Here is a 15716-nt window from a genome sequence, read left to right as displayed (position 1 = left end):
CGCGCGAGCCCCGAAGGTTCTCGGTCGTGAAGCCGCACCTCTCCTGTAGGGTGATGGCCGGGGCATACCGCAGGGTGGCTAGATAATGCCTGGAACGTGGCCGATCAGGATGATGGTCTACGCAATGTAGAGTTGAGTTGTCAGGGCAAATTAAACCTACCGTTTAATAAAATCTAATGTTGATCCGCATCGCGAATTAAGTAAGACAGTGCTGAATCAGCCCAACGAGCCCAAGGGGGCATTTCCTAGATTGCGCTCATTCTGAAGTGGCGCGTCAAAGGAGGTCAGGCATGGCTCGCGCGGCAACGCTTCGGAGAACAAGAAGTTAGGCAGACAACAGAGACAGCAAAGAAAATAGCAGTCATATCGCTCACTGCTTAGCGGCAATCCATCTTGAATTGATCTATTCGGTGGCTCAGACGTCAGCCTAGCTTCGTCATCTTCACAAAAACAAGGATAATTATCTTGAGCGATACGTCGCCTCCGGATCGGATAGCCAAAGCGGCTGTATTAGGGTCAATTGATACGCTCAGCATCGAGGATTCCCAGATTATCCTTAGTGGCTGGGTGCTTGAGAACGGGCGCCCCGTTGGCGATCTACTCCTTTCCATAAACGGAAAAGAACATGAGTTTTCCCGATCAACAAGCGCGCGGCCTGATCTGATAAAGGGTTTTGGTGAGCAAGCCGCGAGCGCTGGCTTTGTACTGAGGGCTCCTCTCAAACTCACAACTTTTGAATTCCCACGTGAAATTCGCGTCACTCCAGCACACGTGCAGGATTTCGCACTGCCAATCAATCCAGAATCGCACCTCCAGCAATTGATTGCAGTGTTCACAAAACCAGGAGCATTCTGGACGCATGTCCAAAACCCTGCCGAGCGCATCAAGCACGATGGAACATTGATGTATGCGGCGCACAAAGCTCTTGCTGTGCATCACCGAGATCCTCTCATCCAAGCCTCGTCGATCTGTGTCATCGCGTGGCGCTATCTCTTACGTGGAGGTGACGGGCTGAATATCCGCAGGATCGTGGAATTCGGACATACTGCGCTCGGTCGGCTTAATAACAACGACACGGTTCTAGGCACACGCTGGTATACCTCGCTAGCCAACGTCCTTGCATTCTGCGCCCTGGAGATGGGTGACTTAGATCAAGCAATGCGCCATTTCTCCCATGTCGAGAAGCGCACAGAGCGATTTAGTGGCACCTGGATCGGGACGGTGAATGGCACCACTGCGCGCTTCATGGGGGGCTATATCGCCTTGATGCGCAATGACAAGGCAACTGCTCAGCAGCAGTTCGAAGCCTCCCATAGGTTTGTGAACAATCGCCTGCCATTCTTCAATGTCGACAACTTCTGGTCGTTTGACGAGCTACTAGAAGTCGCACGTTTGGGTCAGCAGTCGTTCCAGATCTATGAAATGCTGAGGACGAATAATACATCGAGTAGACTCAACGCTGGATCAGATTTCGAAGCCAGCGCGATAAGTACTCACCTTATCAAAGTGATGTTTCAACGTGAGGTCCTGCCAAAACTCAGCATCAAGTCCATTATTGAGGCAAATACAAATGGCTAGCGTACTACAGGGGAAGGACGGGCACCTCTTCCTAGACAACGATACAAACCGGGTGTGCGATCAAGTCAGGGGAGTTTTGAGGCTGACGGATCGGCAGCTGTTCGAGATCGCTCATGCACATATGCAACGGGGATTCTCAGCCAGGGCAACGAACGCTTCATATGCGCACATAATCGTGCCAAATAAAGAAACGGCGTTGCGCTACCTCCTACCCCCTGAAGTTTCATTCCAAGAATCTGGACCAACGCCTGTCAATAGCTACTTCTCATCTGGGCTGCCGACAGCAAATTCTTTTTTCGACGATCAGTATCTCGGGGCACTCCACCTCGAGACACCTTGCTTTTCAAGGGAAGATAGCCACTGGAATCATTTCGGTGCGCACCGCTACCTCACCACCATGCTGAAGCGCGCCGGTTGGCAGGACATCGCTCATAGGATCGAATCTCTGGATTTGGAACTGATTTCCGGGAAACAAGCCGGAGATTTGGGAAGCAAACTCGGACGAGATGCAGAGGAAATTCAAATCCTACGTCCATCGAAACCCGCGGCCCGCCAAGTCTTCACAAACGAAGTCACGAATGAAGGCTGCGTGCGCATTTTCCACAATCCGAAATCAGCTTCCAACAAAACGCTATTCTTGATGCACGATAGCACTGGGTTGTGGGTACATCACTTTCTGGCTGAAGCTTTCGCTTGCGTCGTAGCACTCCATTATCCGGATTTCGACCCGTATTTTGTTCACCGGTTCAAACCAGACTGTGTGTTGTTCCTTCAGATCGAACGCTTTTTCATCCGCCCCCCAAGGAATGAGGTATCGTACGTTGAAATGATTGCCGCGGAAGAAGCGCGAAAAGGTTGTAAAAAGAGCGCGGTCTCACTACTGAAAGACCCCAGTGTCATAACTCGGTCGAATGACATCACCTGGCTAGGACTGTAACATGGCTTTCGAAGTAGATACCTTGGCGCGAGAACAACTTGTTGATGATTACATCGGCAGACTTGAGAGCTTGGGTGACAATTGTGAACTCGGGTTCGTCTTGCGACGACTCGGATATGAGAAGGGTGGATTTTTCAGGTGGGTCTCCTCGACACCCCAAAAAGTCGCTCAGCTCATCAAATCAGACTTTCACAATACCTACAGATTTGAGAACCTTCGTCCAAGAAATCAGAAGATGGTCGAAGATACTTCGAGCGGCATCAGCTATCACTCCGATATGCACTCCCGTCTTGAGAATGGCTCCTGGCAGTTCATTGCTGATGAACAATCGCGTCGGGCCATTCATGGGAAGGAAATCGAGAAGCTCTCCTTCCTTCTAGAGAGATTCCGTGAGCGCCTGAAGGCTAAAAACACGCTGTTTATTGTGAAACGTAACAATGGCATACCTAGGGATGCTATCGAGGATCTAGTGTCTGCCTTGAGAACGCATAATCGCTCCTGTCAGCTGCTAGAGATAAAACTATCTACTGAAGTTACGCCTCCAGGTCGCGTCACCCGAGTGAGTGATAATCTGCAGGTCGGATACATCAGCCGGTTCGCCCCATATGACAAGTCAGACCAAATGGAATTTGATCAGTGGATCTCTGTCATACGCGGGGGATTGGCCGGAGCATAATGCCAACGTGCAATCAGTTGCACTCCGGAGGTGATGAGTGAGCGGACAATGACCGGCTTTTCCGATACGCTGCTATTGGGCATTCTCTAAAAACAAGGCCAAAAGGCTAAGCGAAGCTCTCGGTAATATACGGTAATATTATGTCAGAAAACATTCAGGGGCACCTTGACGGAGTTTCCGCAGAAGGATGGCTCGGCGGCTGGGCCCTATCCGGAGAGAGCGGGGTTAAAGTTCAACTCCATATAGCAGTCGATGGTCAGCAGCTCGCGAGCATCACGGCTGATCAGTTTCGGGCTGATTTGTCTGAAGCCAAGTTCTCCGACCCATCCTGCGCCTTTGTTTATAGGTTGCCAGACGAGTTTCGCGACAATCGACCCCATACGGTTGAAGTCACGGCAGCCGCGACCGGCTTGCCATTGCAAAACTCCCCGCTGCCATTTGTGCTGAGAAGCCTTGTTTCACGTCCGGGTACGACCGAAGACAAAAACCTTGTTCCCAACGCAAAGCTCTCGCACTGGCCAGGGGGTAGCTTTCTTAAGCCAGCGGAGCGCTTCACGCAGCTTGCGGCCGGCTGGTACTGTGACTTCAAACATGGCACCCAGCCAAACGTGACGGCCTGTATTGATCGCCCAGCCGGATTAGGTCTGCGGGAAGACGAGTACGCTCTCAAGATGACGTTGGGAGCAAGCGAAGGGTACCGCCGCATTGTCATCCCTATCGACGTCAGTGCTGCGTCCGAAGGGGGACGGTTTCTGTTCTCGTGTGGCTTTCGCCGCCCGCATACGTCCATCACAAGCCAGGTGACCATCCCGGAGATCTTTCTTGGGACCCTCGAAGGCTCCGATCTCAACCGCATCGCCTCGATCAGGAAGCGTCTGACTCCTGACGGCACGTTACGGGTGCATGATGTTCCCGTGGTGATCAGTGCCGGGACTCTGGCCGACCTCGAGGGACAGAAGCAGTTGGCACTTGGGATCGATCTTCAGGGCGAAGGTGAACTGCTGATCTTTTCCCCGCGTTTGGCGCGGATGCCGATCCTCCTTCCGGGCAATGAGACGGTCGGACAATTCGAGGATCCTCGCATTCAGGAACAGAGCAATCTTCTGACCCTGCCTTCGAATTGGGGGCGACGCCGGCTCGTCAGCTCCAGCAGGCTGTCCGATGCCATGGAGCCTGCCTCTTCGACAGCACCGGACGACGAGAGTACAACTGCAGCCTCTCCGCTGGTGCAGATCATCGTTCCCGTGTTCAACGCGGCGCACGATACCGGAGAACTGCTGACGTCGATCGAGAAGCACACCAGCCTCCCGTATGAGGTGCTGCTGTTCGACGATGGCTCCGATGCCCACACCAAGGATTTCCTGCGCCGCGTGACCGAGCACAATCCACGCGTGACGATCATCTCGCATGAGGAGAACGTCGGGTATACCCGCAACATCAATCTCGCCATCCAATCGAGCACGGCCGACTTCGTGGTTATCTTGAACAGCGACACGATTGTCACACCTCGTTGGCTTGAGAAGCTGCATGAGGTCATCTCCCGCGACCATCAGATTGCGGGGGTCGGCCCCCTATCCAATGCGGCCTCCTGGCAATCGGTCCCCCAGGTTAAGGCGCCCGACGGTACCTGGGCTGTCAATCAGTTGCCGCCTGGCATGGACACCGACCAGTACTCCAGGCTGGTTGAGGACCTCAGCGAGGCGCAGTTTCCGGATTTCCCTCTTCTGAACGGATTTTGCACGCTGTTCCGGCGGGCGGCTCTGGAGCAGGTGGGCCTCTTCGACGACCTCACCTTCCCTCGAGGATACGGCGAGGAGAACGACCTCTGCATCCGCCTCGGACAGGCCGGTTTCCGGCTCTGTGTCGCTGACCACACCTTCGTCTACCACAAGAAGTCCAGAAGCTTTGGCAGCGAGCTCCGGAAGGAGATCTCCCGCGAGGCGAGCGGGAAGCTGCGGGCGAAGTATCCTGACCTCAGAATTGACCAGCTGGAGAGTCAGATGGCGGCCAACGCAGCACTTAACATGCTGCGCATGAAGCTTTTGACCTTCAACCCTGAAGAACATCGCGTCCTGCGGGACGACGCCGTACCGTTCGAGCAGCAATAGGAAAAGCGCAAAATGTCGGGGCTTTTGTTTGTCCTTCCTGTCGGCGGCGGAAGCGGTGGCGCACACTCGGTGATGCAAGAAGCCGATGCCATGTGGCGCCTCGGCGTCTCGGCCTTCATTGCATCGAATACGGACAATGCCGACAGGCTTCGGCGGGGATACCGGGATTTGGATACGATCCACCGGCACGTCCACGCGTATGCCAACGCGGATGAACTGGGCAAGATCGTTGATACCCTGGCCCCCGATGCGGTCATTGCGACGACGAATCAGTCGGTGCATGTGCTGGCCGAGGCGATCCGGGCCGATAAAAGCCGTTCTAAGGTCCGGACGGCTTATTACATCCAGGATTATGAGCCGCTGTTTTACGAGAAGGACAGCAAGGATTGGCTGACGGCCCACGCATCCTTTGGCCTCATCCCGGGCATGGTGCATTTCGCCAAGACGCAGTGGCTTCAGGAGATTGTTCAGAAGACTCACGGCGTGGCCGTCGACAAGGTCGAGCCGAGCATCGATCACGCCGTCTACTATCCGTACCTGCCCTTCCGCCTGCGCTCGAACGAGCCGATTGCGATCACCGCCATGCTGCGCCCGGGCACGCCCCGGCGGGCGCCCCGGCGGACGATGCGGATTCTGAACCGGCTCGCCCACGAGTTCGGCGACCGGATCAAATGCACCTCCTTCGGCTGCCCGGCGGCCGAGCTCGAGGCCTACTCGCTCCAGCCGCGGGGCGTCACGCATCTTGGCACCCTGCGGCGCGACGAAGTCGGCGATCTGCTGCGCGCCACCGATCTGTTCCTCGACCTGTCGGATTATCAGGCCTTCGGCCGAACCGCCATTGAGGCGATGTCATGCGGCGCGGTCAGCGTTGTCCCGGCCCATGGCGGATCATTTGAATTCGCCAAGGATTGCCAGAACAGCTTCGTGGTCGATACGCGCGACGACGAGGACATCATGGAGGCGATCCGGATCTTCATCACCATGCCGGAAGCCGATCGCCGGAGGATGAGTCTGGCGGCCATCGATGCCGGGTTCCGGTACACCCCCGAACGGGCTGCCCTGTCGGAACTGCGGCTCCTTGCCAACGGCTTCCAGTTTTAGCGAGGGTCCTGGGTCGGTCCCGAGCGGACCAGCAGTTTTGCGCTCTTGATTGTTCTCGGCCGAAGGATCTGCTCGGGGCAATCGCTCGGAGGGCGTCCCAGTTCTGTGGTCGCATGGGCCAGTCGAGCACCTTCACGCCTGGGGTGAAGGCTTTGCTCGCACCGAGCGAACCACGCGAGCGGGGGTGCGCGTCCTCGCTGGACGCGAGGGCTTGTATCAGAGGGCGATCATCGCAACACTCCTGCCAAGCAATGGGAGCATCCTAGGGCACCTGTCCTGGGCCTGGAGTCAGGAGAAGCGCATGACAAAAGGGAGAACTGGCTCGAAGGTGCGCCCTCCCCGCTTCTTGCAGCCGGTCAGTGCCCTCGACCTGGGACTGGCGTGGGCTGGCAACAGCGTCAACTGCGTCCCGTATCGCACCAGCGCCGTGGTGACCCGTCACAACCAGCGCTATGTCTCCTACTTTGATGAAACGGGTGATGTGATCGTGGGCCATCATGATCTTGGTGACGATCAGGTGCATCGGGAGCGCATCCGCAATGAGCGTCCCCCGCATGATGCCCATCAGGCGATCAGCATGGGTTTTGACCCTACGGATCACCTTCACTTGGCCTTTGGGGCTCACAACTCGTCGCTCCTGACGACCCGCTCGCGGGCCTCCGATCTCAGGGCCGGGTTTGCTGAGTTGGTTGAGCGGCATCAGCGGGCAACCTACCCGATGTTTCTGGAGCTTGCGGGCGGCGAGCTCGCTCTGCTTTACCGCCATGGCCGGCATTTCGAGGGCGAGATCCGGGTGGAGCGCTATGACCCCGACCAGGAAACCTGGACCGGTAATGACACGCCCCTGATCACCGGGTTTGCAGCGCCCTGGTCCTGCGGGCCCTACCTGAACACCCCTGTGGTGGATCACCAGGGCAATGTGCATCTCTTTGTCGTCTGGCGCGTCGCCCCCCCGGCCACGTCAGCCGGCGCCGTTGTCAACGCCGGCATCGATGCCTTCGTGTCCCGCGACGGGTTGCAGAGTCTGTCCACCCATCAGGGTGTGCAGCTGTCCGGTCCCGTGACCCCCATGAACAGCGAGCGCGTCATTGCGGTCCCGCTCGGATCCAGCCTCATCAATCAGGCCGCCGCTGCTGTGCTGCCAGGAAACCGGCCCGCTGTGCTGACCTACTGGGATGCGGGGGACGGCGTGGTGCAGTACCGGCTCGGATGGCGGGACGAGGCACCCTGGCGTCTTGCACCCATGAGCCGGTTCACGACCCGGTTTCGGCTTGATGGGGGCGGCACCTTGCCCCTGCCCCACAGCCGCCCCGCGCTTGTGGTGCACGAGGATGGCCGGATCATCATTCTTCACCGCAGCCTGGAATCCGGGAACCGGCTGGTGGCCACGGAAGTCGATCCGCCGGATTACGAGATTTCCCGCGGCCGTGTGCAGACCCTGGTCGATGAGGATCTGGGTTTTTACGAGCCGATTGTGGATCACTCCGCCTGGACGACCCGGCGCGAACTTGTGCTCTATGTCCAGCACTGCGAGCAGGGCTTGGGCCGCGATGGGAAACCGGATCATGCGACTGCCCCCGCGCGGCTCATGGCGTGGAAGCCTGTCTGATTACCCGTTGACATGGCAGCAGGTCCGTCGATGACCGAGCCATTGTGGGTCGCGAGGATACGGTCTGTCTCCGCGGCGCCTCACCAGCACTCTCCACCCCCAGTGGAGGTTTGATCTCGGTGCCCATCTGCGTCCGAGGCGCAGTACAGGGCACTGACTGGGCCTATGATAGAGTAGCCCGGCTTTTGAACGTCAGCCTTCAAAGTTGGGCCTGCTTTAAGAGCGGTCACCGGCTCCGCTCGTGAACAGGTGTTCGGAGCGAGGAAGCCGATCGACGATCAGCTGGGTCGGATAATCTGGGTTGATCTGAACCAGACAGGTGATCTGCCGGTAAGCCTTGAAGTTGAACACGACCTTGGGCCTAGCCTGTGCCACTTCAGCCGCGATCGCAGGGAGGTCCATCGGCGCATCCAGGGGGAGGAGATCAGGGGAGTGGCTGTCCTTGACGCGATCCTGGCCAAACAACATCCACTGATGCACATCCTTGCTGCGGGCAAGGGCGCGATAAAATGACAATTGACCGAAGTTGTTGGGATGCCCATGCCAGTCGGACCAATAAAACTTCAGTCCGTGCTCCATCAAGGCTCCATCTGCATCGAACCAAGGATGCCGGATGAAGACAAAGTCTTTGGCGACTCGACAGGCTGATGCGATGGCGCGCCGCGCCAGGTCGAAGCCTGGGAGATGCTCAAGAAAGTCAAGCATCAGAACGAAGGACACAGAGTTATCGGGAAGATTGAGCTGTGTGACGTCTCCCTCGACCGCATCAAGCCCAAGCGCGCGGGTCGTCTCGACCTTTTGTGGATCGATGTCGACGCCAAGCCCCCGATGTCCACCAAAGAAGCTTTTCCCGAACTGGAGGGAGCCACCTTTGCTGCATCCGAAGTCAAGAAAATCGAAATCGCCGGTCGCGATTAAAGCTTTGAGGCCAGTCACAGTGTTAACTCCTCCGCGCAGGAGACCCAGTAATGGATCTCTGTCACATTCGGCAATGCCCAAGACGTCCTGGCTGATAGATCAGTGTGTTGGGGGGTATCACACTAGGCAACGGGCGGACTGCCTTATAAGCGTGCTCTGCCTTGCTGCAACATTCGACCGGCTCAAGCGCCAACCGGGCTGGGTTGCCGCTCACCGACAAACTTTAGGACGGTTTCGATCACCAAAGTACCGTACTTTTCATTCGCGTGCGCCCAGTCTGGCCCCCAATACTCCTCTCGTAGAAAGCCATCACCATCGACGACATCCGCAGGCGCGATAATGGGGCAGCCGCGCTCGGCCAAGTACTGCCGCACCGGCGCTTCAAACCTGGCCTCCAGGTCAAACACCGCGTCACAGCCCAGCCACTCGACAGCTCTATGTCTTCGCTGTGGCGGCGGGCCTGCGATCGAGGCGACAATCAACCCATGATCTAGACCTGCCTTGTAGAAATCGAGGACAGGCTTCTGTGCGTCGGAAATCATTTGTTCAATCACAGCCGAGCTGACAAATTGACGTCCACCACACGGCAATGCGCCGTAGTACCGGCTCTGCCATTGCCGGTCACCGTAAAACGGTGCTGCGGCAAGTCCCATCGAGACGATCAAACGTCCGCGGCACTGTATGAGATCATCAATTTTTGTCCGCTGTCTGAACAGAACGAAGTTCTGTGATGTTTCGGCGCTGGTGAAGCGCATCTGCCCATCTGCAATCTCAAAGAACGGCTCGTTGTAGAGCCTTGCGCCCCCTAAGGGCGATCCATTGATTGTTGACACCCCGTTCGCCCGCGCCGCCCGCATGTAGGTAGCAACATGAGAGTCGCCAAAAAGGACTGGCTCAATCATTGGGCAAAAAACTCAAGTACGGCTTCATCACAGATCACGCCCTCGTCGTCCCGCTCAACTGTCACGGAACGTGGTTGGTGCTCTTCTGCCGGAGGGGAGCTTTCGCAGAAATCCCGAAAGAAGGATTTCATCACAAACGCAACGCCAGCGGGTCTAACATTACGCATGTTGCTGTCGAAGAACTGCCCTTGGAAGACCGGGGCGGTGATGAGCTCATAGGAGGGGAAGTAGTCGACGCATTCGTACTGCTCTGCAAGTTGCCCCGCAACCGCCCGCAGGACGGATTTGGAGTATGTCGTTGCGGTGAGGACGTGTGACGAGGATGCCGTAGCCGTGAGCGGCACGGGAGAAACCGTAAAGATAAAGCGCATGTGAGGTCTGATCTTCAAAAGCTTGTCGATGACATACCTCATGTCACTGATCACCTGTTCGAAGGTCAGGTTCACGAACTCGTACTTGCCCGCATCGAAAGATCCGGCCTGTACACCGGGGCACGAGGGGTAAACGGCACCATCTTCCTTCGACCGCCAGATTTCAGTTAGCCCTAGGGTAAAGATAAAGACATCGGTGCGTTTGAACATCGAGGCCACCGATCGCAGGTGCGTTTCTTGGCTACGCTGCACCTCGGCGGCGCTTTCAAACCCATTCGGCTCGATGGAGGGCCGGAAGGGATCGAAAAAGCGCTCTCCGGTTCTCCATACGGCTTCAGTTGGTGTGAATGACCCAGACGCTCTCTGGATGAGCTGTTTGAGCTGCGCACTCGAATAGATGTTGCCGAAGCGGGCGGAGAAGATCCCGTAGCCAAACTGGGCCCGTCGTTCCCTGATAAGCCACTCCGGGGCGGGTTCGGCATCAATGAAGTTGAATCCGTTGGCCCGCAACTGCCTGGAGATGTGTTGTGCAAAGCAACTCCCCGCCGTCGAAACTGCTGCTGAGCGCTCAAGCTTCTTTGTTGGCTGCCCAAGCCCGGAAATCTGATCGATATCACCGTGAGCGACAGCAGTTTTCCAGAATGCTCTTGGTGGGAGACTTTGGTAGGGGTTCATCCGGGCAGGCTCACTGGGGACCAAATGTTATATTGGAAACGACGGACACCGGTCCAATCTTAAGACTACGCTGACCCGTTTGAAATCAGGAAAACCGCGGGGTCTCTCGCGAGGCATAGCGCGTCACCTTGTTTCTTTCAATACGCTGTAAGCGGGGCATTTTGTCTGGATTCAAAGTCGGTTAGTGTCGGATGATTATGCCGCGTGAACAACGTGGTTCTGGAAGAACTTCTCTGCCAATCGCGAACATCATTCCAACGAAACGCTGGAATGCGGGCAGCCCTGGCCAGAGGCTTATGACATGGACTGATGAGAAGAGCCTATGCAGACCGGCATACCCTCGACCGAAATCAGTGAAGTCGCGTTTCCCAGAATCCCCGCTGAGATTTTTCGCATCTGATTGAAGAGAGAATATAGCCAATTCAGGCAATAAGCAGTCATCCTCCCACAACTGATTGGGCGAACCGGGGGAGCCTCCCTTCACGACTGCTGTATTGTCTGCATCGGCACGCTGTCACCAATCGTCGCCTTCTGGCCCATGCGGAACCTCGATTCGGGGATCTGGATCATAGCCGCATCGCACAGACGGCAATCCAGCAAGGCCGCCATGGTGTCGCTGAGTGCCTTCCCGATTTCGCAAAGTCGCGGTTAAAGGTCAGTATCATGGCGCCCAGCCCGTAGCGCCCGGGACATTCTCTGTGATCACTGAGCCGGAACCGGCAAAAGTACCCTTACGGATGGTCGCCACGGCGACCAGAAAGGAGTTTGAGCCGGTGAAGGCTCCCTCGCCAATCTCGGTCCGGTATTTGCCGAAGCCATCACAATTGCAGGTGATGGTGCCCGCGCCGCTATTGGCCTCAGCGCCCACACTGGCGTTTCCCAGATAGGTCAGGTGGCTGACCTTCGCGCGAGCCCTCAGCTCCGTGTTCTTGATCTCCAATCCACTTGGTGGAGGTGCTTGCTACGATCAGTCAACCACAGCAGAGCCTTATCGCTCAATGGGAGCGATAAAGCTCCAGCGAAGAGTTCACTCCACCGTCACGGATTTGGCGAGGTTGCGCGGCTGGTCCACGTCCTTCCCCATGAAGACGGCCGTGTGATAGGCAAGCAGCTGGATCGGAACCGCATTGATGATCGGCGCCACGATCGGGTGCACCGACGGCATCACGATGGTGGCCATCGTCTCGAGGCCCGTTTCCAGAGCGCCCCGCTCGTCCGTGATCAGGACGATGCGTCCGCCGCGGGCCGCGACTTCCTGCATGTTGGAGACGGTCTTCTCGAAGATGGCGTCGTGGGGCGCGATCACGATGACCGGCATCGTCTCGTCGATGAGGGCGATGGGTCCGTGCTTCAGCTCGCCGGCGGCATATCCTTCCGCGTGGATGTAGGAGATTTCCTTGAGCTTCAGGGCTCCCTCCATCGCAAGCGGATAGGAGGTGCCGCGCCCGAGATAGAGCACGTCCTTGGCCTTGGAGAGCTCGCGGGAGAGAACCTCGATCTGGTGCTCGCGTTTGATGGCGTCGTTGATCAGGCCTGGGATGTTCACCAAAGCATCGACCAAGTCCTTCTCGGCTTCTTCAGTGAGCGTGCCGCGGGCGCGTCCGGCGGCAATCGCGAGGCAGAGGAGTACGCCCAGCTGGCAGGTGAACGCCTTGGTCGAGGCAACCCCCACCTCGACGCCGGCGAGCGTCGGGGCCACAACGGTGCTTTCCCGTGCCATGGTAGAGGTGGGCACGTTCACCACGGAGAGCGTATGCAGCTTCTCCGCGGTCGCATACCGCAACGACGCCAGCGTATCGGCGGTCTCACCGGACTGCGAGACGAAGAGGGCGAGTCCGCCGGGCTGGAGCGGAGCCTCCCGGTAGCGGAACTCGGACGCCACATCGATCTCGACGGGAATGCGCGCCAGGCGCTCGAACCAGTATTTCGCGATGAGACCCGCAAGGTAGGCCGTTCCGCAGGCAGAGATCGAAATCTGGCAAAGATCCTTGAAGTCAAAGGGCAACTCGAACGGAAGCTCAACCCGGCCAGCGGCGAAGTTGATATAGTGCGCGAGGGTTCGTCCGAGGACCTCGGGCTGCTCGTGGATTTCCTTCGCCATGAAGTGGCGATGATTGCCTTTGTCCGCAATAAAGGAACTCGTCTGGATCTTGCTGCGGGGCCGCTGCACCACCCGGCCTGCGGCATCGTGAATGGAAGCACCGCTGCGGCGCAGCAGCGCCCAGTCGCCGTCCTCCAGATAGGTGATTTCGTCAGTGAAGGGCGCGAGCACGAGCGCATCGGAGCCCAAGAACATCTCCCGGTCGCCATAGCCGATGGCTAAGGGGGCACCATGACGGGCACCGATCAGCAGATCCTCCTCGCCGGCAAACAGGAACCCGAGGGCAAACGCGCCGCGCAGACGCGGCAGCGTCGCGGCGACGGCCTCAACCGGCCCCCGCCCCTGCCGCATCTCGTAGGTGACCAGTTGCGCCACCACCTCTGTATCGGTTTCTGATTCGAACTGGACGCCGTTTGCCTCCAGATCAGCCTTCAGTTCACGGAAGTTCTCGATGATGCCGTTATGGACGACGGCCAGTTTGTCCGTGGCATGGGGATGCGCGTTGGTCTCGTTGGGTTTTCCGTGCGTGGCCCAGCGGGTATGACCAATGCCGACGGTGCCGGACAAGGGAGCGTGGGACAGCTTCTGCCGCAGATTGCGCAGCTTACCTTCGGCGCGGCGGCGCTCAACCTTTCCGTTTTCCAAGGTTGCGACGCCCGCGGAGTCGTAGCCCCGATATTCAAGATGCTTCAATGCATCGACGACATGGGGCGCCGCCGAAGTATTGCCAATAATCCCAACGATTCCACACATGCTTTAATTTGCCCCAGCAGTATTTAAATCTTTGTTATGGCCTTTATACTGAAGAGGGCGACGCATCAAGCCATGTGCGGTGTCGGACTCTACCCGGGTTGGAGCACCGGAAACGACAAGGGGACTCGAAGCCCTACGGCGAAGACCCACGCTGGGGTGGCTGCTCTGGCAAGGCGCACGGCAGGCCGGCCTTTTCGGTGGACTGGATATCTGCGGTCCTTCGCCTAGAACCTTGCTTTCAAAGGGATTTCAACGGATGGCATTGAAGGTCTTAACGGTGGTTGGCGTCCGGCCACAATTTATCAAGGCTGCGGCGGTGAGCCGCGCGTTGCGGGAGCATGGCGGCATCCAGGAGATCCTCGTTCACACGGGTCAGCATTTTGATCAGGCGATGTCAGGCGTCTTCTTTGAGGAGCTCGAGCTCCCCTCCCCGGCTTACAATCTGGAGGTGAACAGCGTCAGCCATGGTGCCATGACGGGGCGCATGCTCGAGAAGCTCGAGGGGGTGATGATGCGGGAGCGGCCAGACTGGGTTCTGGTTTACGGCGATACCAACTCGACGGTGGCCGGTGCCCTGGCCGCGGCTAAACTGCACATTCCGGTGGCCCATGTGGAGGCCGGCACGCGATCCTACAACCGCCGCATGGCGGAGGAGATCAACCGGGTTGTGGCCGATCACGTGAGTTCGTTGCTGTTGTGCCCGACGCAAACCGCCGTCACCAATCTGGCCCGAGAGGGCATCACGGCCGGCGTGCATCACGTGGGGGACGTCATGTACGACGTGGCCAAGGCGGCCGTGGCCAAGGCGGAAGCCCGCTCCCGGATCCTGGAGGAATTGCAGCTCTCCCGGGGCACGTATGCCGTTGCAACGGTTCATCGGGCGGAAAACACCGATGACCCCGAGCGCTTTGCGCGCGTGATGGCATGGCTCTCCCAGCAGGGTGAGCGGTCTCCGATTGTGATGCCGGTGCATCCCCGCACCCGCAAGCTCATGGACAGCCTGGGGCTTGTGCCAAAGGGCACCCGCCTGATCGAACCGCTGGGTTATCTGGATATGGCCTGGTTGACCCACAATGCCGCCGCCGTGTTCACTGACTCAGGCGGGCTTCAGAAAGAGGCATACTTTCACCGGGTTCCGTGTGTGACGCTTCGGAATGACACCGAGTGCGTGGAAACGATTGAGGCTGGCTGGAACCGGCTGTGGACTGTAGCAGACTATCAACCCCGCCAAGAGATTACAGACATTGGTGATGGTAGCAGCAGCCGCAAGGTTGCGGAGCTTCTTGTTGCACCCGACTTCTAGGGATCACGCAAGGCCACTTTTATTGCCTGTTATATCTTAAACTCTCGACTACCGGTCGTAAACTTAGGACTTTAGCGAATACCTGATCGCGCCGCTTCAGAGATCAATATTTTGAGGCAATGTGCTGCGGACAGCTCGCCAGCACAATGGTATAGCCGGACTGCTGCTGAAACTTTGAGAGATGGGGCAGTTCCACTCCGCGCCTTTGCTCCTGGGCAGCTATACTTACCGACACAATCATGATACTTGCCTACTGCCATTAAGAACTGATAGTACATGCACGCTGAAGCTCAAAGATTATTGGACCTCGCGCGGCAGGTTCGTCGCTCGGGGGATCGCGTAACATCTCTTCAATACTTCCAAGACGCTCTCGCCCTCGCACCTGATCAGAACCTCCTGAAAGTGGAGGCTGCGACTGATCTGCGCGAACTCGGCCGGCTTGATGAAGCGGAGGCCGCTTATCAGGAAGTTCTGCAGGGCAAGCCACATCACTTTGGTGCGCTCTTCGGGCTTGGCTACGTAGCGCGCAGGCGTGGCGATCGTGCCGCCGCTGTGGCTTGGTTTCAAGCTGCCGCGACGGCCGATTCCAGCCAGCTGACCGCGAAGATGGAGGCTGCGACTGATCTGCGCGAACTCGGCCGGCTTGATGAAGCGGAGGCCGCTTATCAGGAAGTTCTGCAGGGC

The 15716-nt window shown here is 57.8% G+C and carries 12 protein-coding genes and 1 pseudogene; 8 read left to right on the top strand and 5 right to left on the bottom strand.

The genetic code is table 11. The features are described 5' to 3' along the window. Window positions 1–465: 465 nt before the first annotated feature. From ILT44_RS21335 to ILT44_RS21310, 6 genes are all read left to right on the top strand, one after another. Entirely contained in the window at window positions 466–1578 is a 1113-nt protein-coding gene (locus ILT44_RS21335) for a hypothetical protein (RefSeq protein ID WP_204241636.1), read from the top strand. Next, entirely contained in the window at window positions 1571–2515 is a 945-nt protein-coding gene (locus ILT44_RS21330) for an alginate O-acetyltransferase AlgX-related protein (protein ID WP_204241635.1), read from the top strand. Before ILT44_RS21335 ends, ILT44_RS21330 begins: the two co-directional genes overlap by 8 nt. Before the next feature lies 1 nt (window position 2516). Next, window positions 2517–3191: a DUF1796 family putative cysteine peptidase gene (locus ILT44_RS21325; protein ID WP_204241634.1), complete on the top strand. Its 675-nt coding sequence runs from the start codon at window positions 2517–2519 to the stop codon at window positions 3189–3191. 671 nt (window positions 3192–3862) lie between these two features. Then, window positions 3863–5299, top strand: a complete 1437-nt coding sequence (locus ILT44_RS21320; protein WP_204241633.1) for a glycosyltransferase family 2 protein — start codon at window positions 3863–3865, stop codon at window positions 5297–5299. Between the two features lie 12 nt (window positions 5300–5311). Then, entirely contained in the window at window positions 5312–6400 is a 1089-nt protein-coding gene (locus tag ILT44_RS21315) for a glycosyltransferase family 4 protein (RefSeq protein WP_204241632.1), read from the top strand. Between the two features lie 301 nt (window positions 6401–6701). Continuing rightward, window positions 6702–8009 carry a BNR-4 repeat-containing protein gene (locus ILT44_RS21310; RefSeq protein WP_204241631.1) on the top strand — a complete coding sequence of 436 codons (1308 nt, stop codon included), beginning with the start codon at window positions 6702–6704 and terminating at the stop codon, window positions 8007–8009. A gap of 216 nt (window positions 8010–8225) precedes the next feature. On the opposite strand, the gene ILT44_RS21305 is transcribed toward ILT44_RS21310, so the two are convergent. From ILT44_RS21305 to glmS, 5 genes and pseudogenes are all read right to left on the bottom strand, one after another. Continuing rightward, window positions 8226–8945, bottom strand: coding sequence for a class I SAM-dependent methyltransferase (locus tag ILT44_RS21305; protein ID WP_204241630.1), 720 nt, complete (start codon window positions 8943–8945; stop codon window positions 8226–8228). A gap of 164 nt (window positions 8946–9109) precedes the next feature. Next, the gene (locus ILT44_RS21300) at window positions 9110–9829 is read right to left on the bottom strand and encodes a hypothetical protein (RefSeq protein ID WP_204241629.1); all 720 of its coding nucleotides are present in this window, start codon (window positions 9827–9829) and stop codon (window positions 9110–9112) included. Next, complete coding sequence (locus ILT44_RS21295) at window positions 9826–10875, bottom strand: GSCFA domain-containing protein (RefSeq protein WP_204241628.1); 1050 nt, start codon at window positions 10873–10875, stop codon at window positions 9826–9828. The genes ILT44_RS21300 and ILT44_RS21295 overlap by 4 nt, the downstream gene beginning before the upstream one ends. Window positions 10876–11560: 685 nt before the next feature. Continuing rightward, a pseudogene (gene glmU, locus ILT44_RS21290) lies at window positions 11561–11815 on the bottom strand (bifunctional UDP-N-acetylglucosamine diphosphorylase/glucosamine-1-phosphate N-acetyltransferase GlmU); the annotation flags it as partial. A gap of 87 nt (window positions 11816–11902) precedes the next feature. Continuing rightward, the gene (gene glmS / locus ILT44_RS21285; protein ID WP_204241626.1) at window positions 11903–13729 is read right to left on the bottom strand and encodes a glutamine--fructose-6-phosphate transaminase (isomerizing); all 1827 of its coding nucleotides are present in this window, start codon (window positions 13727–13729) and stop codon (window positions 11903–11905) included. Window positions 13730–13985: 256 nt separating this feature from the next. Here glmS and wecB point away from each other — a divergent pair, with 256 nt between their 5' ends. Together wecB and ILT44_RS31930 are read left to right on the top strand one after the other, a co-directional pair. Further along, complete coding sequence (gene wecB, locus ILT44_RS21280; protein WP_204241625.1) at window positions 13986–15032, top strand: non-hydrolyzing UDP-N-acetylglucosamine 2-epimerase; 1047 nt, start codon at window positions 13986–13988, stop codon at window positions 15030–15032. Between the two features lie 276 nt (window positions 15033–15308). Further along, window positions 15309–15716, top strand: a 408-nt coding sequence (locus ILT44_RS31930) for a tetratricopeptide repeat protein (protein WP_204241624.1), incomplete at its 3' end; no start/stop codon positions are given.

Source organism: Microvirga arvi, assembly GCF_016892765.1.
GTDB lineage: Bacteria > Pseudomonadota > Alphaproteobacteria > Rhizobiales > Beijerinckiaceae > Microvirga > Microvirga arvi.
This window is presented reverse-complemented; position numbering and strand designations above follow the sequence as displayed.

Excerpts from the sequence above, each read along its gene's own strand:
- ILT44_RS21320 (WP_204241633.1), top strand. The coding sequence starts at position 3,863 with ATGACGTTGGGAGCAAGCGAAGGGTACCGCCGCATTGTCATCCCTATC.
- ILT44_RS21330 (WP_204241635.1), top strand. The coding sequence starts at position 1,571 with ATGGCTAGCGTACTACAGGGGAAGGACGGGCACCTCTTCCTAGACAAC.
- ILT44_RS21325 (WP_204241634.1), top strand. The coding sequence starts at position 2,517 with ATGGCTTTCGAAGTAGATACCTTGGCGCGAGAACAACTTGTTGATGAT.
- ILT44_RS21300 (WP_204241629.1), bottom strand. The coding sequence starts at position 9,829 with ATGATTGAGCCAGTCCTTTTTGGCGACTCTCATGTTGCTACCTACATG.
- ILT44_RS21295 (WP_204241628.1), bottom strand. The coding sequence starts at position 10,875 with ATGAACCCCTACCAAAGTCTCCCACCAAGAGCATTCTGGAAAACTGCT.
- glmS (WP_204241626.1), bottom strand. The coding sequence starts at position 13,729 with ATGTGTGGAATCGTTGGGATTATTGGCAATACTTCGGCGGCGCCCCAT.
- wecB (WP_204241625.1), top strand. The coding sequence starts at position 13,986 with ATGGCATTGAAGGTCTTAACGGTGGTTGGCGTCCGGCCACAATTTATC.
- ILT44_RS21315 (WP_204241632.1), top strand. The coding sequence starts at position 5,312 with ATGTCGGGGCTTTTGTTTGTCCTTCCTGTCGGCGGCGGAAGCGGTGGC.
- ILT44_RS21310 (WP_204241631.1), top strand. The coding sequence starts at position 6,702 with ATGACAAAAGGGAGAACTGGCTCGAAGGTGCGCCCTCCCCGCTTCTTG.